The sequence below is a fragment of the Bacillus sp. 1A genome (genome assembly GCF_052682215.1).
In genome coordinates this window covers 3,160,215-3,178,440 of sequence record NZ_JBQYLZ010000001.1, presented here as the reverse complement: position 1 = coordinate 3,178,440, position 18,226 = coordinate 3,160,215, and the positions used below count along the sequence as shown (strand labels likewise).

Below are 18,226 nucleotides of genomic sequence, written 5' to 3'. Positions count from 1 at the left end.
TTATAAATGTAACGAACGAAAATTCACTTTTAACAGAGGGTAAATGTAAGGGGTGCTAGCATGAGAAGAAGATGGATTTATTGGTGGATTGGTAACATATTTTGGATTATAACTTTCGGGATATTGACAGCTATCATTTGGCTAAGAGAGGTTGATGGGACTGGTGTTACTCAAACACCTGAGCTGAAATTAATAGCCTTTATCGTTTTATTAATTGCATTTATATTACCACTAATTATTCAAGTTGTATGGTTACTTGTTAATCTGAGAAAAAGTAGAAAAAAATAACGCAGAAAAAAGAGAGGAATCTTTTTCAATATAGATTCCTCTCTTTTTTATATGGGGATTATGCCGTGCTTTTAAAGCTGCACAACTCCCTTTTCTTTACGATACATGTTCATCTTTCTTCTTCATTAATGCTCTTTTCTTCATCGCCTTCGTTAAATATCCGCCTTTAAATGAACGGATTTCATAAGAAGACATAAACGCTTTTGGTGCAATTTCATTAATAATTTCTAACAGTTCTTTTTCTCTAGAACGCTTTGCAACGATATCTAAGCGATAACGTATTGAATTAATTCCTTCGCCTTCAAATACTGTAACACCAAATCCAGAGTGACGTAGTTCATCTACTAATTCATTACAACGGTCTAGCAAACTAACTTGATACGTAATATATCCAATTGCTAATTTATTCTCTATATAACCGCCTAATAATAGTCCCGTACTAAAGCCAATGACATAGGCAATAATGTTCATCCAATTTGATAAATCTTGAAACACAATACCTAAACTGACAATGTAAATAGCTCCTTCTAACAATCCAACACCAGCAGCGGATCTTGTTTGATTCTTTACAAGCAAAATCGTACGGATTGTCAAAATTGGAACGTAAATAATTTGAAGCACAAAAATAAGTAACGCTTGTAACATTGGTATCCACCTCTTTCAAAAAGTCTTTTGTCATAATAACATACATAACCTTTAGAAATCGATGGGTTTTTAAATTTTTTTACATTATTTTTCATACTATTGAAAAACGCAAAAAAGAAGCGTATTATATTTGTCGTTAATTTGATTCCCTTCATTAGCTTGCTTAAACTCAAAAAAGGAACCCCACTAGGTCCCTTTCATCATAGCTCTATGTTTTTCGAAGCCTGTTCTCTTTGCTTCTCTTCTTCTTTCACTAACTGCACATTTGCATAAGCTAAATTCGCAATCATTAAAAAGTGACCACCTAAAATGCCTGTACCGAATGCCCACATTTCCATTTCATGCTCAATTTCATACATAATAATAGCTCCTAGAATGGCTGCTGCAAATCGGTTTAGAACTCCTAATCCAGGAGCCTTTTCTTTCATTACGATACTTTTCCCAAGTTTCTCCACTCTGCGAGCCAATAACCAAAGGCAATATGCACTTACAGCTAATCCGATACCAAACCCTGTTACTTGTTTTCCAAACGGAGTAATCGTCCACATAAGTAGTAAACCACTAAAGATCGCATACAATTGTAATCGATATACACGTAAGGCTGCTTGAATCAAAATATCCGCTCCTAATTTCACATTTTTTATACTTTAGAAGAAAAGCAGCAACTTACACAGTTGCTGCTTTCTCTTCTTCTTGTTCTTGCTCCATCTTACGAATTTCAACACGTTTAATTTGGTAAGCGTCTTTTTCTAACACTTTAAATGCATACCCTTCCGCCTCAACATGTTGTCCTTCTTCAATTTCATGATTTTGCATCATAATCCAGCCACCGATTGTATCCACATCATCTTCTTCAATGTGTAATCCAAATAAATCTTTCACTTCGGAGATAAGCACTTTTCCATCAACGATTTTATGGTGCTCATTCACATGCTGAATTGGTGGTGCTTCATCTTCATCATATTCGTCACGAATTTCGCCGACGATTTCCTCCAAGATATCTTCAAGCGTTACAATTCCGGCTGTTCCTCCGTACTCATCATATAAAACAGCCATCGGAATTCGCTTCTTCTGCATTTGAAGTAATAAATCGTGAATTGGAGTTGTTTCCATCACTTCAATAATCGGACGCATATACGTGCGAATCGATGATAAATCTTCTTTATCGTTGTTCATATATCGAATAAAGAAATCTTTTACATTGACCATACCGATAATATCATCTTTATCTTCTCCAAAAATCGGATAACGTGTGTATCGTTCATTTTGGATTACTTTCATGTGTTCTTCTACTGAATCTTCCAGGTAGAAACCAATGATTTCTGTTCGCGGTACCATAATCTCTTTTGCAATACGATTATCAAATTCAAAAATGTTATTTACATACTTGTATTCAGCCTGATTAATTTCGCCACTTTCATAGCTATCTGAAAGGATAAGGCGTAATTCTTCCTCTGTATGAGCTACTTCATGTTCTGAAGCTGGTTTTAAACCGAATAAGCCAGTTACAACACGAGCTGAACCGTTTAATACCCAAATAAATGGATACATGACTTTATAAAACATCATTAACGGACCTGCCAATAACAACGTTACTTGTTCAGCCTTTTGAATTGCCATCGTTTTCGGAGCTAATTCCCCTACTACAACGTGTAAATACGTCATTAGCATAAAAGCAAGACCAAATGTTAATACTGATGAGATAGAAGGATTTATGTTCCATTTCTCAAATAACGGGTGTAATAACTTTTCAATTGTCGGTTCACCTAACCAACCTAATCCCATAGCTGTAACTGTAATACCTAATTGACAAGCAGATAAATATTCATCTAAATTTGTTGTTACCTTTTTCGCTGCTAAAGCACCGCGTTTCCCTTCCGCAACAAGCTGATCAATACGACTTGAACGTACCTTTACAATCGCAAACTCTGCTGCTACGAAAAATCCAGTAAATGCGATTAAAATCGCAACCATGACTAAATTAAATATTTCCAATGAATCCCCTTAGTTTAAAAAACTAAGGTGTCCACCTCCTGTATACTATAATGTTTTCTTATTTGTTCATTAGAAAACATAGCCCGATACAAAAATTAAAGAGGTCGGATTTCACTTTTTTCTATAATAATAGAACAAGTGTCTGTATTAAAGCTGTCGTTTGACCAGATAAAGATTTCGATATTTTTTCACGTTGTGAATCAGTCAATCCATCTAAAAGCGGCTTTAACTCCGTTAACTCTGCTTCTAATCGATGAATATGGTCTGTCACTTCATTCACTTGTTTCGAAACGTGTTCATTGATACCGAGCAGCTTCTTCTTCTCCTCGATTTTCTCTTTAATCTCACAAAGCGGCATATGCATTTCTTTGCACTTCTCAATAAATTGTAATGTCTCAAATGCTGTTTCATCGTAATAGCGATAATTAGATTGAGATCGCTCCGCTTTTAAGATTCCTAGATTCGTATAATAATCAATCGTGCGTTTCGACACGTGAGCCATGAGAGCCAACTGTCCGATTCGATACACCTTCCCAACGATCTTCCCCCCTTGTTTATATTACTACCATCATACAATACATAAACTGTACAGTCAAACGTGACGGTTTATTATTCATAATTTATACAAAATTTCACATGCCATCTAAGTATGTAGTATATTCACACTCTATAACTCTATCCATATAGTTAGATTACTGTTTTTTCGATATGCCGATACCAAAATGTAAAAATGGAATCACACATTCCTTTCAACCTTCCTTAATTTCAAACATATGATAATAATATTGAAATAAAATCATTATTTATGCAACTGGAGGAGATTAAAATCACTAGGACAATTATCTCTCACTTTTATAACGAGGAGTATTTATTACCATGGTGGCTTATGCATCATACAAAAATATTTGATCACGGCATATTAATTAATAGAGGTTCTACAGATCGTTCTGTTGAAATTTGTAAATTATTTGCTCCCAACTGGGAAGTACGAAATTCAAGATTCCTTGATTTCGATCCCACTAATACTGATATTGAGGTGATGGAAATTGAAAGAGAAGTTTCAGGTTGGAAAATGGTATTAAATACTACGGAATTTCTTTGTTGTAACAATGTAGAAGAATTTTTCTCATCACTTCATACGTTAGAACAAAATATGTATGCGATTAGAATGATTGTCATGATTGATAAGCATAATTACAATTATTCAAAACTAAGATATTCTATTCCGCTAGTAGAGCAACGATACCATGGTCTTTTTCCTTATAAACCAGAAATCGGCTGTGCCTGGCGATTTATACACAACCATCTTGACGGCGCATATTTACCTGGTAGACATTTTACGCAGCACCAACCTATCATTTATAACTCCCCTTCATTCATTTTTAAATTTTATTTTAGCCCTTGGAACGAACATACAAAGGCAAGAAAATTACAAATTACACCTACCCTCTCAAAAGAGGCCGTTCAAATGGGACTTCAAACACAATATGGTCAGTCCTCTGAGGAACTCGAAGTTCGATTTTTACTGTTAACTCAGACGACACAAGATCTACGTAATCACCCTGAGTATCAACAATTATTCCCTAAATTCAAACCTTAATATTTCTCATCCTATCATGTTCCACATATTTTTACGCACTTAGCTAAAAACCATACCATTTGTATTTCATATGAATACTGTATATATTATAAATTTTTATTTTAGGAGGAAAAAATGAAAGCTGTTATTCTTGCAGGTGGATACGGAACAAGGATTGGGGAAGAAACTCATTTAAAACCAAAACCTATGATTGAAATTGGAACAAAACCTATTCTATGGCACATTATGAGTTTGTATAGCCATTACGGAATTACTGAATTTATTATTTGCTTAGGCTATAAAGGATATGCAATTAAAGAATTTTTTCTAAATTACAACTTACACATGTCCGATTTCACGATACATTTAAACGACAATACGATTACTAACCATTCTCATCGTATAGAACCATGGAAAGTTACACTGATTAATACCGGTCTAAATACCGAAACAGGTGGACGAGTTAAAAAAATACAAAATTACATCGGGGACGAACCTTTCTGCCTCACTTATGGCGATGGATTAAGTAATGTAAATATAAAAGAACTCATTGCATTTCATAAAAAACACGGCAAAATGGCTACTGTTACAGCCGTACAACCTCCTGGTAGATTCGGTTCTCTCGTCTTAGATAAACAATCTGTAACATCCTTTCAAGAGAAGCCACTAGGTGATGGCGGATGGGTTAACGGTGGATTTTTCGTTTTAAATCCTGATGTTTTCAATTACATTAGTGGAGATAAATCTGTTTTTGAAACAGACACTTTAGTTCAGTTAGTAAAGAAAAACGAATTGGCTGCATATCAACATACTGGTTTTTGGCATCCAATGGATACATTGCGCGATAAAAATAAATTAGTCGAGCTATGGGAAAGTAATAACGCTCCGTGGAAGGTTTGGTAATATGGCTTCATCATCTTTTTGGAATAAGAAAAAAGTATGCATTACGGGACATACTGGCTTTAAAGGCTCATGGCTCACCCTTTTTTTAAGTTCTTTAGGCGCAGAAGTAGTTGGCTATTCTTCTCATCCCCCATCCTTCCCTAACCTTTTTGAACAAGGTAACGTAGCAAAAGAATGCACATCAATTAAAGGCGATATTACAGATTACGATTCTTTATTCCATGCCCTGAAACAACATAACCCGGACATACTATTTCATTTAGCAGCTCAGCCAATCGTCACCACTTCATACAAAAATCCTATCGAAACATTTAAGACGAATGTTTTAGGGACTGTTCACGTATTAGAAGCGGCAAAACATATAGAAAGTATACGCGGCATCATTAATGTTACAAGTGATAAATGTTATGAAAATGACGGGAGCGGTAACCGGGCATTCGTAGAAACTGACCGGCTAGGAGGTTTCGACCCTTATAGTGCTAGTAAAGCTTGTGCTGAACTAGTTGCAACATCATATCAAAAATCATTCTTTCACACTAACACTCTGCATCTTGCCTCAGTAAGAGCAGGTAACGTCATCGGCGGTGGTGATTGGGCAGAAGACCGATTATTCCCGGATATCATTCGTGCATATTTACAAGATGCTACGTTAAATATTAGAAACAAACACGCTATTCGCCCGTGGCAACACGTATTAGATCCTTTACATGGGTATACTCTTTTAGCTGAGAAGCTTTGGAAGGACGCCGAATATGCAGCAGCGTGGAATTTCGGCCCGATAAATGAACCTAACAGAACCGTTCATGATGTCATTCAATCTATAATGAAATTATGGAATCAACCACTAACAATCCTTTCTCCTCATACAAACACTCCTTATGAGTCACCTATTTTAACACTCGATAGTACAAAAGCAGTAAATAAACTCGGTTGGACTCCTAAATTATCAACAGATCATTCTATCGCTTGGACTGTTGATTGGTACAAAAAATATGCATCTGGTGAAAATATGGAATCTTTCACGCGACAACAAATCAATGCATTCAAAAATTTATAAGGGGGCTATAAAATGGAACAGAAAAAATGCCGTTTTTGCCACTCATTACTAACAAATACTTTTTTAGATTTAGGAGTTTCCCCTCTCGCTAACTCATTTGTCGCTCCTGAAAACTCATATAAAATGGAACCATTTTATCCGCTACACACATTTGTTTGTACCTCTTGTTTACTTGTACAATTAGATGAATTTGAATCTCCGCACAATATTTTTCATGACTATTTATACTTCAGTTCTTACTCATCAAGTTGGCTACTACACGCTAAGCAATATGTAGAAATGGCGATTAAGCGTTTCAACTTAATCAACCATTCGAAAGTGATTGAAATCGCAAGTAACGACGGGTACTTATTACAATACTTTCAAAAAGAAAATATCGAAACGTTAGGAATTGAACCAGCAAAAAATGTAGCAGAAATCGCTATCCAAAAAGGAATTCCTACACAAGTGAATTTTTTCAGCAATGACTTAGCAAAAAAATTACCGCAAGCAGATTTAATCATCGCAAATAACGTATTAGCACACGTTCCGAACTTGCATGATTTTGTCGCCGGTTTAAAAACGTTATTAAAACAAGATGGCACGATAACAATTGAATTCCCGCATTTATTAAACCTAATTTCCTTTCAACAGTTTGACACAATCTATCATGAGCATTTCTCCTATTTCTCACTTATAAGCCTTCAAAAAGTTTTAGCTTATCATCATTTACAAATTGTCGATGTAGAAGAACTTTCGACGCACGGTGGTTCATTGCGTATTTTTGTAAACCATCACAGTGACTCATCCACTATCAATGCCAGTGTTACAAATGTAATCCGAAAAGAAATAGATCACGGGCTAGATACATTAGATTGCTATCTCCTTTTTTCTAAACGCATCGAACAATTGAAAATAAACATTTTAAAGTTTTTTATTGAAGCAAAAGCTTTAAACAAACAAATTATCGGTTACGGCGCTCCTGCTAAAGGAAACACCCTTTTAAATTATTGCGGGATAGGAAAAGAGTTTCTAAATTATACAGTAGATAAAAACCCTCACAAACAAAATCTCCTTCTACCAGGTACCCGCATTCCAATAAAATCTCCGGAAGAAATTAAACGTACAAAACCTGATTACATTCTTATAATTCCTTGGAATTTGAAAGATGAAATTATGAAAGAATGCTCTTTCATTCGTGAATGGGGCGGCAAATTTTTAGTAACGATTCCAGAAGTTGAGGTGATTGAGCCATGAAAAAAATCCTTGTAACAGGCGGTAGTGGATGGATTGGTAAATATGTTGTAAATTCTCTTATACAAAAGGGCTATGAAGTGCAAGCCACCTACAATACAAATAAGCCTTCTCACCTTTCTTGCCATTGGCATAAAGTAAACTTACTTTGCGATGAAGAAGTAAAAAAACTTATTTACGACATTAAACCTAGTCATCTCATTCATTTAGCTTGGGAAGCAGTGCCGCCAGCGTGTTATGTATCTATTAATAATTACTATTGGCTTACATCCAGTATCTCATTAATTCAACACTTCACAACATGCGGCGGAAAGCAAGTCGTCGTTGCCGGTACTGGCGCAGAATATGAATGGTTTAACGGCGTACTATTTGAAGACTCACCACTTCTTTCCTATAAAACCCCGTATTCATTATGTAAAAACACACTACACTCCTGGCTACAATCATACGCCGAGCAAACCGGCCTCAGTATGTGTTGGGGACGCATTTTTCATATGTATGGCCCTCACGAACAAGGGAATCGGCTCGTTTCTAACATTATCACTTCCTTATTAAAAAATGAGGAAGCACTATGTACACATGGAAAACAATCAAGAGATTTCCTCCATGTGAGCGACGTCGCTGATGCTCTCGTAACAGTATTAGAACATGGCGTTACAGGCACAATCAACATCGCTTCTGGTCAATCTGTACAAATTAAAGAATTAGCTTCTATCATTGCTAAAAAGTTAGGAAAAGAACATTTAATTAAACTAGGTGCGATCCCTTTCTCTAAAGATGAACCTTTATTCGTCGGCGTTAATGTAGAGCGTTTAAAAACTGAAGTAAACTGGAAACCAACATACGATCTAAATACTGGGATCGAAGAAACAATTTTATGGTGGGAATCATTTATAAAAAAGCATAACGATACGCACCACTAAAACGTAAATCCTTCGTCCCTCTCGCTAAATCCTTATACCATTCTTCTAATTTTTCAGGTGTAATAATATGATGTGTTCCCATTCCCCCATGCTTACTAGCTTCAGAAAGAGTCGGGCCAATTTGTAATTTCCTCTTTCTCATCGCATCGTTCCAAGGACTGAAACCAAACCATGCAATACACGCAAGTGGCGAATAAATCATAGATTCATGTGCAGATAAATGTCTCCCCACCGTATAACTTCCGTGTTCATGATTATGAATAAATCTACCTCTTCTCCATAACGCCCAATCTTCTGGTAAATAACCATGAAATCGCTGTTTCATTAAAGGTATTCCAAAGTTAAGGTCCGGATAATTATAGTTAAGATCATCGACCATAATAAGCCCTTCCAGCCAATACATCCTCCCTCCCAATTCATTCAGTGATTTCCAAAACTGATTTTTATCTTGTACACAAAGAAACTCGGTCGTATTTAAAATCATTTTCCATCCTTTTACTTCTTGTTCTATCCTCATCACTTCATGATCTGTCGCTAATGCATCAAATTCTGGATTTGCAGAATCTCGTACTTCCCAGTGTGGTGCGAATTTTTTACAAATTTCAATCGAACGATCTGTTGAACCTTTATTAATTAAAATGCCATGATCAAACAGTTTCGTATGATGAGCAAGCCACCACGGTAATAAATACTCTTCATTGTAAAAATGAGAAATAACGGTTGTAGTTATAACAATCTCCTCCTCGTTCTCTATTAATCTACTTTTTCATCCTACTCTTACTATACTTATCAGTTATGTAATTGGTTTCTTTTATTTTTAAAATATGTTTTTCTACCATATACTATGCGTTCTTAGACAACCACCATTTTCTAAAGAAACATCCCAATAAACTGAAAATTAAGTTATAATATCTTTATTAAATTATGAAGGAGGAATGCACTCATGTACTACAACACTTCATTCGAAAACGATCAACCTGTAAGCCGTCTATAAACTAAGGCGGGCATTCATATAACACTTAACACTATGCCTCGTCTTAGGGAACTCATAAAACCCTAAAAATAGACGGAGGTACTTTACATGAAACAAACAATTTTAGGAGCTATATGTTTATCACTAGCAGCTAGTATATGGGGCGGTATGTATGTTGTTAGCAAATATGTACTCGACTTTATCCCACCACTGACACTCGTTTGGCTACGCTTTATTATCGCTTTCGTTGTTTTATATTTCATTTTGAAAATAGCTGAGAAAAAGCAAAAGAAGAAAGTAACCATTCGCAAAAAGGATTGGTTTTTATTCGCTTGGATTGGCTTTATCGGATATTTCATTTCGATTACTTGTCAATTTATCGGAACAAAATTATCTGACGCTCATACAGGCTCTTTAGTAACGTCAGCTACACCTGCATTTATGGTTATATTTGCAGCGATTATTTTAAAAGAAAAACTAACCGCTCGTAGACTACTATCTACTATCGTAGCGACAATCGGTGTCATTATCGTAATCGGATGGGATATTGAAATTGGCTCCTATTTTATCGGAACAATCATATTAGTTGGGGCCGCTATTACGTGGGCTTTACTATCTATTTATGTGAAGATTGCTTCAACTCGATTTTCATCCTTAGTTATTACAACGTACGCCATATTCTTTTCACTCTTTTTTATTACACCTTTTATGATATGGGAACTACAATCAACCTCTATCGAAACAATAAACACGTACGTAATATTAGTAGTATATTTAGGAGTCGTCTCAACGGCAGGTGCATTTTTCCTTTGGAATAAAGGATTAGAGTTAATGGATGCTAGCATCGGTTCATTATTTTTCTTCTTCCAACCTATCGTCGGATCATTGCTTGGTTGGTTGCTCTTAAATGAAACATTAAGTATCAACTTTTTTATTGGTGGTATTCTTATTATATGTAGCGTTTTAATTACTACTTTTGAAAAGAAATGAAAAAAACAAGCAGAGATTTTTAATCTCTGCCTGTTCCACATTCTTTACGCGCTCCAATGCGATGGACGGGACAACAATCCCGGCAATTTCGTATGTGTATCCCCTTTCGCCGCGTTAATTTGAACTTGCGTCAGAAAAATACTATTTGTAAAGTCTGCTCCCCGAATATCTGCATCCCGTAAATCTGCTCCGATAAGATCTGCTCCTCTTAAGTTTGCTCCATTTAAGTTAGCCGCAATTAAATATGCTCCTCTTAAATTCGCCCCTTGCAAATCTTTCTTCTTCAGATTCGCTCCCATAAGATCTTCTCCGCGGTGAATGATTCGTTTCTTACGCGCAGCATTCATTTCCTTCCAAACTAGCTCACTAGTTTCTAAAAGTAAAATATTCACTTCTGCACGGTGTAATGGAATATGTATTTTCATTAACTCGTCCGCAGTTAAATTCGAAAGTCGCTCTGTCTCTTCAATTGCTTCCTTTAATTCTTTATGAATTGACTGCGTCGCCTTTAAAAGAATAGCTTCATTCAAATACCAAAGCATTTCATGAAGCTGATGCATAACTGGAAAAGCATCATACATTTTCCTTGCATGCCCGGCATCTTTCCGCCAATCAATCCCTTTAAACGTAACTTGAGAAATCTTTTGTCCAGCACCGAAACATTCAAATACTGTACAGCCTTTATAGCCATTTCCTCTAAGATTTTTATGTATACTACATTTAAAATCTGATTGTAAATTGGCACATGGTTTACCACCATCTTTATCCACTGCAAAATCTACCGATGCTGCGAACGGTAACGCTACACAACATAAACCGAAGCATTTTTCGCAGTTTGCTTTTAAATGATCGTTATGATTAGTCAAAATGTATACCCCCTGTTGTCTTTTGACTATTTCATAATATTCCAACTGCATGAAATAATCAATTTTAAAATAAATTGGCATCTTTCATTTCAAATCACAACTTTATCATTCGATTTCCTTTCAATTGAAAAAGACAGTCTCTATCTAATGAATTATAATTAAATTATAAAAATTCAAACTAAAAGGAGAATTACTATGGCACTACAAATGAAAACAAACTGTCAAATTTGCGATCAATCTCTCGAGCAAGATTCTGAAGCTTACATTTGTGTGTATGAATGTACATTTTGTGCACCGTGTACAGAAGAAAGACAAAACGTTTGCCCAAACTGCGGCGGCGAGTTAGTACGTAGACCGAAAAAGAAATAGTAAAAAGCAAAGCGATATCGCTTTGCTTTTTTAGACAGCTGAAATTATATCAACGATTTTTCAAATATATCGAACACAACTTCAAATATATCAACGATTTTTTCAATATATCGACGTTTCGACAAAGGATATCGACTTACTGACAAATAACGACATCTCTATACCCATTCAGCTTCAACACAACTTAAACATTTAAAAATTTAACACAAACAGGCTCTGGCACAACAACATCAGATTGTAAAAGAGTTAACTTACCTGTAGATTCATTTCTTGAAAATAACACAAGATTATGTGACTTTTCATTTGTAGCAACAAGGAACTTTTCAGTAGGATCTAATACAAAGTCTCTTGGCCAATTTCCTTCTGTAGATGTATGTTCAACAAATGTAAGCTGGCCTGAGTTTTGATCCACGCTGAAAACAGCGATACTATTATGACCACGATTACCTGCATATACAAAACTACCGTCAGAAGAAATATGAATCGCACTTCCTTGATTATTTTCATCAAATGCTTTAGGAACAGTAGAAATATACTGTAATTCTGTAAAGGATCCTTCTGCCGGATTATATGTTAACACAATAACCTCTGAACTAATCTCCGTCATCACATACGCATACTTTCCATTTGGATGAAAAGTAATATGTCTCGGACCACTTCCTGGATTTACAGATAAGCTATTCACTTCTTTCAATACACTATCTTTTATTTCATATGTAATTAATTTATCAATTCCTAAATCAACACCCACCACATATTTTTCATCAGGAGTATATCCCGCGTAATGTGCATGTGGTTTTTCTTGTCTTTCTTTATTTGGACCTGAACCTTCATGCGCTATAATAGATGCGGCAGGATTTACAGTTCCATTTTTTTCATTTACTACGAAAGACTCAATCGTTCCTTTATGGTAATTCGCTGTAACTACCGTATGATTTCCACTATCAACACTAATATGACAAGGAGAAGCCCCTTCTACTACTTGTCTATTTTCCGCCTTTAGCTCTCCAGTATGACTATTAATCGAATACGCAGCTACACCACCAGCTTCGCCTTCCTTAACAACAGAATAGAGATATTCATTATTTCGATTAATCGTTACATATGTAGGGTTATCAAGCTTGGCCGCAAGTGTTACATTACTAATTTTCTTTGCTTCCGTATTTAAAGTAAACGTATATATTCCTTCGCTATTTTCTTTCGTGTATGTTCCAACATATCCAATAAACTCTTTTTTATCTTTCATTTTCATACCCCTCTCTCCCTATATTGTTCATCATACTTCTTAAAATATTTTATGTTGAAAGAGTATCCTAAAAAATTGGAGTACCTCTTTATACGTTACCATATTTCCCTGCTAAATAGCCTTTAAACCCACTTTTTTTGATACGCTGCTATACTTTCATATTCTTCTTCCAATTGACGGGACAGACGAATATAGATTGGTGTTAAATCTTTATATTTTTCCACACTTTCCATGTTTGGCTCATGATAAAAATTTGCACCTACCATTTCAGAAACTACATGTAACGTATCAACTTCACCTAAACTATATAAACCGAGGATCGCAGCTCCTAAGCAAGAGCTTTCGAAACTTTCGGGAACATATACGTCTTGATGGAAGATATCCGCCATCATCTGCCTCCAAAGCTCCGATCTTGCAAAACCGCCTGTCGCTTGAATTTTTTTCGGTTCGCCAATTAGTTCTTTTAAAGCGAGAAGAACAGTATATAAGTTATAAATTACCCCTTCTAAAACAGCACGAATAAGATGTTCTTTCTTATGATGTAATCCGAGTCCAAAGAAAGATCCTCGCGCATTAGCATTCCATAAAGGAGCTCTTTCCCCCGCTAAATACGGATGAAATAATAAACCGTCAGATCCAGGATTAACTTTTGCTGCTATTTCAGTAAGAACTTCATATGGATCTTTCCCTAAACGCTTCGCAAGTTCAATCTCTGAAGTGCCTAATTGATCACGAGCCCACCTAAAAATCATACCACCGTTATTAACTGGTCCACCGATTACCCAATGGTCTTCAGTTAAGGCATAACAAAAAATTCTACCTTTTGGATCTGTTACAGGACGATTTGTTACAGCACGTATCGCACCACTTGTACCAATTGTAACAGCCACAACCCCAGGATTTATTGCATTTACACCTAAATTTGATAGTACTCCATCACTCGCTCCTACTACAAAAGGTGTAGAAACAAGTACATTCATCTCTTTTGCAAGTTCTTCATCTAATCCTATTAAGCTGTGCGTCGTTGGAACAAGTTTAGAAAGCTTTTCATCAGAAATCCCTGCAACACGAAGAGCTTCCTCATCCCATTTTAAAGATTTTAAATTAAACATTCCTGTTGCTGATGCTATTGAATAATCAATTACATATTCCTTATATAACTTATAAAAAACATACTCTTTGATCGAAATAAATTTATAACTTTTTGCGAATAATTCTGCCTGCTCATTCTGTAGCCAAACTAATTTCGAAAGTGGTGACATAGGATGAATTGGTGTACCAGTACGAAGATAAATTTCATGACCATTCATATCATTCTTTATTTTTTCTGCCCAGCTTGCGCTTCTATTATCTGCCCAAGTAATACATCTCGTTAATGGATTTCCCTTTTCATCTACAGCAATGATGCTATGCATTGCCGAACTAAAAGAGACACAAAGAATATCATTCGGCTGTACACTACTTGATCGTACAGTTTCTTTAATCGTATTTATTACCGCACGAAAAATTTCTTCTGGGTCTTGTTCTGCTGTTTCCGGCGTGGGAGAATATAAAGGATATTCAATTCCATGACTTGCAATAACAGATCCATCAATCGAAAACAGAACTGATTTTGTACTAGTTGTCCCAATATCTACACCAATCATATATTTTGAACTCACCATTTCTTCCTCCTAACAAAAAATCGCTACAGTATCCCACCATAAATATACATTCACCTTACCTTTGTAAATCCAAATAAAAACATCCTTATTTTAAACAAACATATCGAGTAGTAAAACTCCTCCAAAAGCAATAAATGAAAGCAATGTTTCTAATACTGTCCATGTTTTAAATGTTTCTTTCACTGTTAACCCTAGGTATTCTTTTACCATCCAAAAACCAGCATCGTTTACGTGTGAAAACATGAGTGCTCCTGCACCTGTTGCAATGACGAGTAATTCTAAATTCACACCTGTCGTATTTTCAACGATTGGCGAAACGATACCCGCTGCTGTTGTTAAAGCAACTGTCGCTGATCCTGTCGCAATTCGAATTAATCCAGCTACCATAAATGCTAGTACAATTGGAGATAGAGCTAAATGCTCAGACATTTGAGCAATAGCATTCCCTACGCCACTATCGATAAGAATTTGCTTAAATCCGCCACCAGCACCAATAATCGCAACAATAGAACCGATTGGTAATAAGCTATCTTCTGTTACCTTCTTAATAGCCTTTTTATCGATACCTTGACGAAATCCAAGAAAATAGAACGCTGCAAAACATGCAATCAAAAGCGCAATTATAGGACTACCGATTAATGTGACAATCTTCATTAAAGTATCAGAAAGGGGAACATAAGGAGCTGCTGCAGCTAACACCATTAACATTACAGGTAACAATATAACTAAAAACGAGACTCCTATTCCTGGTAATTTCGTTGATTTTGTATTTACACGAATTAATTCCGGCTCATTTTCAGGAATTACACGTTTGTGAATCCATTTAGCGAATATAGGACCTGCAATAATCGCTGCAAAAAATGTAATAATGAGTGAATAAAGAAGTACCTTCCCAAGGTTCGCTTTATAAATACCAATTGCAACGATTGCACCTGGATGCGGAGGAACAAGGCCGTGTACGACAGATAACCCAGCAATTGCTGGTAATGCTATCAATAAAATATTTTGTTTCGTTGTTTTATGAATAGAAATTACTAACGGCAATAATATTAAAATGCCTACTTCAAAAAACACCGGAATTCCAATAATAAAACCTGCAATTAACATCGCCCATGGTAAGTTTTTTATTCCAAAGGATTTAATAAAGAACTCTGCCACCTGCATTCCAGCACCTGACTCTGCCATCATTTTCCCTAAAATTGTACCTAATACTAAAATACCTACTAAATGCCCAAGAACACTTCCGACTCCCGTTTCATAAGCGCTCACTATTTTATCCATTGGCATTCCAGACATAATTGCTAAAAACAAACTTGCAATCGTTAAACTAATAAACGCATGCCATCTCCACCACGACACCCCTAAAATAACAATTACAATCGATAATAATGTAATCATTAAAAGGTACATATTCATATGTAATTCCACCCCTTTGTGTAAACCTTTTCAAAATTACTATACAATTAAGAGAACTTATATAGTTCTTTCTGGAGTAAGAGATATTTTCACATCATAATGATTGATATAAAAAGAATCTCCCTTATCAGAGATACATGTTAACTACTCTCTCTGATAAGGGGATTTCTCTTTAATAATTATAATGTTATTGTGATACATGCTTCATACGAGCATATTTTCCTTCTTCAAAAGTGAATGACACTTTCTTCCCTTGCTGTTTTCACGTAGTAGGACTACAAACTCGGGATCCAGTTTAAACGATGAAGTTACTTAAGATCTGTCCTCTCATGAAAAGCAATTTTCGGAAAGCCTCCTTCACTTTCATGTATTATAATTTAGGTGCTTTTGCCCAATCCGCAGCAAACTTTTCAATACCTTGATCTGTTAATGGATGCATAGCAAGTTGTTCAATTACTTTATAAGGGATTGTTGCAATGTGAGCACCTGCCATCGCTACACGAGTTACATGATCTGGGTGTCTGACAGAAGCTGCAATAATTTGTGTATCTAATTGATGAATATCGAATAGTTCTGCAATTTTCGCAACTAATAGTACACCATCTTCAGAAATATCATCTAAACGTCCTAAAAATGGAGAAACATACGTTGCACCTGCTCGAGCCGCTAAAAGAGCTTGGTTCACCGTGAAGATAAGTGTAACGTTCGTTTTCACACCTTTTTCAGTAAGATAGCGACAAGCTTCTAATCCTGCTAGCGTCATCGGAAGTTTAATTGTAACTTTTTCATCGCCACCGTTAATTTTAATCAGTTCTTCTGCTTGGGCGATCATTTCTTCAGCTGTAACAGCATCTGGCGTTACTTCTGCCGAAACAGATTCAACTTTAGGTACTGCCTGACAAATTTCTGCAATACGGTCTTCAAACTTAATGCCCTCTTTTGCTACTAAAGACGGGTTCGTTGTAACACCAGCTAAAACTCCAAGTTTATATGCTTTTTTTATGTCCTCAAGATTTGCAGTATCAATAAAAAACTTCATGATCTATTCCCTCCATTTTTTAAACGTCAATGAGTTAAATTTTTAAGATGTTTATTTCTTTTCTACTGCATGTCCGCCAAATTCATTGCGCAGAGCTGCTACAACTTTCCCTGTAAATGTATCATTGTCTAATGAGCGGTAGCGCATTAATAACGACATTGCGATAACAGGAGTTGCTGTTTGAAGGTCTAATGCTGTTTCTACTGTCCATTTTCCTTCACCAGAAGAATGCATAACCCCCTTAATTTCATCCAGTTTTGCATCTTTAGAAAATGCATTTTCAGTTAATTCCATTAACCATGAACGGATTACTGAACCGTTGTTCCATACTCTTGATACTTTTTCATAATCGTAGTCAAATTCACTTTTCTCTAGGATCTCAAATCCTTCACCAATAGCAGCCATCATACCGTATTCAATTCCGTTGTGAACCATTTTTAAGAAATGACCACTACCAGCTTTTCCAGCATATAAGTATCCATTTTCTACAGCTGTATCACGGAAGATAGGTTCAACGATATCCCAAGCTTCTTGATCTCCTCCGATCATGTAACAAGCACCATTACGAGCGCCTTCCATTCCGCCAGAAGTACCTGCATCCATAAAGTGAATACCATCTTTCTTTAGTTGCTCATATCGACGAATAGACTCTTTATAATGTGAATTACCAGCTTCAATTAAAATATCTCCTTTTGATAACAGCGGTGTAACCTCTTCAATAACCGAATCAACAACCGCGTGCGGAACCATAACCCAAAGAATTCTTGGTGATTGTAATGATTGAACAAGTTCGTTTAAGCTAGATACACCTGTAGCCCCGTACTCTTTCATTTCTTCCACTGCACTTGAATTTAAATCAAATGCTGCTACCTCATGTTTATGATCCATTAAATTTTTCCCTAAGTTTAATCCCATTTTACCTAAACCAATTAATCCTACTTGCATAATATAATTCCTCCTCAAATCATCTTTTATTAAAAATTCATATCACTACGATTTTGAATACCTTTCAGCACTGATAAATTGATATTTCCAGAAAG

General features: G+C 35.9%; 19 protein-coding genes. 8 read left to right on the top strand and 11 right to left on the bottom strand.

The window, feature by feature from the left end:
* Nucleotides 1–60 precede the first annotated feature (60 nt).
* Entirely contained in the window at nucleotides 61–288 is a 228-nt protein-coding gene (locus tag ACUN0F_RS16135; RefSeq protein WP_445539694.1) for a DUF3923 family protein, read from the top strand.
* A 96-nt stretch (nucleotides 289–384) separates the two neighbouring features.
* Here ACUN0F_RS16135 and ACUN0F_RS16130 read toward each other — a convergent pair whose 3' ends face one another.
* The 4 genes from ACUN0F_RS16130 to ACUN0F_RS16115 all read right to left on the bottom strand — a co-directional run bounded on the left by ACUN0F_RS16130 (nucleotide 385) and on the right by ACUN0F_RS16115 (nucleotide 3,457).
* Nucleotides 385–933: a DUF2179 domain-containing protein gene (locus ACUN0F_RS16130; RefSeq protein ID WP_000938437.1), complete on the bottom strand. Its 549-nt coding sequence runs from the start codon at nucleotides 931–933 to the stop codon at nucleotides 385–387.
* 200 nt (nucleotides 934–1,133) lie between these two features.
* Nucleotides 1,134–1,547 carry an ATP synthase subunit I gene (locus ACUN0F_RS16125; RefSeq protein WP_048546511.1) on the bottom strand — a complete coding sequence of 138 codons (414 nt, stop codon included), beginning with the start codon at nucleotides 1,545–1,547 and terminating at the stop codon, nucleotides 1,134–1,136.
* 52 nt (nucleotides 1,548–1,599) lie between these two features.
* Nucleotides 1,600–2,928, bottom strand: coding sequence for a hemolysin family protein (locus ACUN0F_RS16120; RefSeq protein ID WP_000402265.1), 1,329 nt, complete (start codon nucleotides 2,926–2,928; stop codon nucleotides 1,600–1,602).
* 121 nt (nucleotides 2,929–3,049) lie between these two features.
* Nucleotides 3,050–3,457, bottom strand: a complete 408-nt coding sequence (locus ACUN0F_RS16115; RefSeq protein WP_000285638.1) for a MerR family transcriptional regulator — start codon at nucleotides 3,455–3,457, stop codon at nucleotides 3,050–3,052.
* Between the two features lie 276 nt (nucleotides 3,458–3,733).
* On the opposite strand from ACUN0F_RS16115, the gene ACUN0F_RS16110 reads away from it, so the two are divergent.
* The 5 genes from ACUN0F_RS16110 (at nucleotide 3,734) to ACUN0F_RS16090 (ending at nucleotide 8,623) form a co-directional block, all read left to right on the top strand.
* Nucleotides 3,734–4,528: a glycosyltransferase family 2 protein gene (locus tag ACUN0F_RS16110; RefSeq protein WP_445539693.1), complete on the top strand. Its 795-nt coding sequence runs from the start codon at nucleotides 3,734–3,736 to the stop codon at nucleotides 4,526–4,528.
* A gap of 114 nt (nucleotides 4,529–4,642) precedes the next feature.
* A complete protein-coding gene (gene rfbF / locus ACUN0F_RS16105; RefSeq protein WP_445539692.1) occupies nucleotides 4,643–5,410 on the top strand; it encodes a glucose-1-phosphate cytidylyltransferase in 768 nt (255 codons plus the stop codon).
* Between the two features lies 1 nt (nucleotide 5,411).
* Entirely contained in the window at nucleotides 5,412–6,467 is a 1,056-nt protein-coding gene (gene rfbG / locus ACUN0F_RS16100; protein WP_445539691.1) for a CDP-glucose 4,6-dehydratase, read from the top strand.
* Between the two features lie 12 nt (nucleotides 6,468–6,479).
* Nucleotides 6,480–7,703, top strand: coding sequence for a methyltransferase domain-containing protein (locus tag ACUN0F_RS16095; RefSeq protein ID WP_445539690.1), 1,224 nt, complete (start codon nucleotides 6,480–6,482; stop codon nucleotides 7,701–7,703).
* Nucleotides 7,700–8,623, top strand: a complete 924-nt coding sequence (locus tag ACUN0F_RS16090) for an NAD-dependent epimerase/dehydratase family protein (protein ID WP_445539689.1) — start codon at nucleotides 7,700–7,702, stop codon at nucleotides 8,621–8,623. Before ACUN0F_RS16095 ends, ACUN0F_RS16090 begins: the two co-directional genes overlap by 4 nt.
* Here ACUN0F_RS16090 and ACUN0F_RS16085 read toward each other — a convergent pair.
* Nucleotides 8,592–9,377: a glycosyltransferase family 2 protein gene (locus ACUN0F_RS16085; protein ID WP_445540825.1), complete on the bottom strand. Its 786-nt coding sequence runs from the start codon at nucleotides 9,375–9,377 to the stop codon at nucleotides 8,592–8,594. The genes ACUN0F_RS16090 and ACUN0F_RS16085 overlap by 32 nt on opposite strands.
* Before the next feature lie 327 nt (nucleotides 9,378–9,704).
* Between ACUN0F_RS16085 and ACUN0F_RS16080 the strand changes: the two genes are divergently transcribed.
* Nucleotides 9,705–10,586 (top strand): DMT family transporter, encoded by an 882-nt coding sequence (locus ACUN0F_RS16080; RefSeq protein ID WP_445539688.1) that lies wholly within the window; start codon nucleotides 9,705–9,707, stop codon nucleotides 10,584–10,586.
* 44 nt (nucleotides 10,587–10,630) lie between these two features.
* On the opposite strand, the gene ACUN0F_RS16075 is transcribed toward ACUN0F_RS16080, so the two are convergent.
* Entirely contained in the window at nucleotides 10,631–11,452 is an 822-nt protein-coding gene (locus tag ACUN0F_RS16075) for a pentapeptide repeat-containing protein (protein ID WP_445539687.1), read from the bottom strand.
* Between the two features lie 195 nt (nucleotides 11,453–11,647).
* Between ACUN0F_RS16075 and ACUN0F_RS16070 the strand changes: the two genes are divergently transcribed.
* The gene (locus tag ACUN0F_RS16070; RefSeq protein WP_060631633.1) at nucleotides 11,648–11,821 is read left to right on the top strand and encodes a DUF1272 domain-containing protein; all 174 of its coding nucleotides are present in this window, start codon (nucleotides 11,648–11,650) and stop codon (nucleotides 11,819–11,821) included.
* 184 nt (nucleotides 11,822–12,005) lie between these two features.
* Here the strand turns inward: ACUN0F_RS16070 and ACUN0F_RS16065 are convergent, their stop codons facing one another.
* From ACUN0F_RS16065 to gnd, 5 genes are all read right to left on the bottom strand, one after another.
* Nucleotides 12,006–13,073 carry a lactonase family protein gene (locus ACUN0F_RS16065; RefSeq protein WP_445539686.1) on the bottom strand — a complete coding sequence of 356 codons (1,068 nt, stop codon included), beginning with the start codon at nucleotides 13,071–13,073 and terminating at the stop codon, nucleotides 12,006–12,008.
* A 116-nt stretch (nucleotides 13,074–13,189) separates the two neighbouring features.
* Complete coding sequence (gene gntK / locus ACUN0F_RS16060) at nucleotides 13,190–14,731, bottom strand: gluconokinase (protein ID WP_445539685.1); 1,542 nt, start codon at nucleotides 14,729–14,731, stop codon at nucleotides 13,190–13,192.
* A gap of 90 nt (nucleotides 14,732–14,821) precedes the next feature.
* Nucleotides 14,822–16,147, bottom strand: a complete 1,326-nt coding sequence (gntP, locus tag ACUN0F_RS16055) for a gluconate permease GntP (RefSeq protein ID WP_445539684.1) — start codon at nucleotides 16,145–16,147, stop codon at nucleotides 14,822–14,824.
* Nucleotides 16,148–16,517: 370 nt separating this feature from the next.
* Entirely contained in the window at nucleotides 16,518–17,186 is a 669-nt protein-coding gene (fsa, locus tag ACUN0F_RS16050; RefSeq protein WP_000667675.1) for a fructose-6-phosphate aldolase, read from the bottom strand.
* A 51-nt stretch (nucleotides 17,187–17,237) separates the two neighbouring features.
* Complete coding sequence (gene gnd / locus ACUN0F_RS16045; RefSeq protein ID WP_046954728.1) at nucleotides 17,238–18,131, bottom strand: phosphogluconate dehydrogenase (NAD(+)-dependent, decarboxylating); 894 nt, start codon at nucleotides 18,129–18,131, stop codon at nucleotides 17,238–17,240.
* Between the last annotated feature and the right edge of the window lie 95 nt (nucleotides 18,132–18,226).

Coding starts and splice junctions, on each gene's coding strand:
- ACUN0F_RS16135 (WP_445539694.1), top strand. CDS start 61: ATGAGAAGAAGATGGATTTATTGGTGGATTGGTAACATATTTTGGATT.
- ACUN0F_RS16130 (WP_000938437.1), bottom strand. CDS start 933: ATGTTACAAGCGTTACTTATTTTTGTGCTTCAAATTATTTACGTTCCA.
- ACUN0F_RS16110 (WP_445539693.1), top strand. CDS start 3,734: ATGCAACTGGAGGAGATTAAAATCACTAGGACAATTATCTCTCACTTT.
- rfbF (WP_445539692.1), top strand. CDS start 4,643: ATGAAAGCTGTTATTCTTGCAGGTGGATACGGAACAAGGATTGGGGAA.
- rfbG (WP_445539691.1), top strand. CDS start 5,412: ATGGCTTCATCATCTTTTTGGAATAAGAAAAAAGTATGCATTACGGGA.
- ACUN0F_RS16095 (WP_445539690.1), top strand. CDS start 6,480: ATGGAACAGAAAAAATGCCGTTTTTGCCACTCATTACTAACAAATACT.
- ACUN0F_RS16090 (WP_445539689.1), top strand. CDS start 7,700: ATGAAAAAAATCCTTGTAACAGGCGGTAGTGGATGGATTGGTAAATAT.
- ACUN0F_RS16080 (WP_445539688.1), top strand. CDS start 9,705: ATGAAACAAACAATTTTAGGAGCTATATGTTTATCACTAGCAGCTAGT.
- ACUN0F_RS16070 (WP_060631633.1), top strand. CDS start 11,648: ATGGCACTACAAATGAAAACAAACTGTCAAATTTGCGATCAATCTCTC.
- ACUN0F_RS16065 (WP_445539686.1), bottom strand. CDS start 13,073: ATGAAAATGAAAGATAAAAAAGAGTTTATTGGATATGTTGGAACATAC.
- gntK (WP_445539685.1), bottom strand. CDS start 14,731: ATGGTGAGTTCAAAATATATGATTGGTGTAGATATTGGGACAACTAGT.
- gntP (WP_445539684.1), bottom strand. CDS start 16,147: ATGAATATGTACCTTTTAATGATTACATTATTATCGATTGTAATTGTT.
- fsa (WP_000667675.1), bottom strand. CDS start 17,186: ATGAAGTTTTTTATTGATACTGCAAATCTTGAGGACATAAAAAAAGCA.
- gnd (WP_046954728.1), bottom strand. CDS start 18,131: ATGCAAGTAGGATTAATTGGTTTAGGTAAAATGGGATTAAACTTAGGG.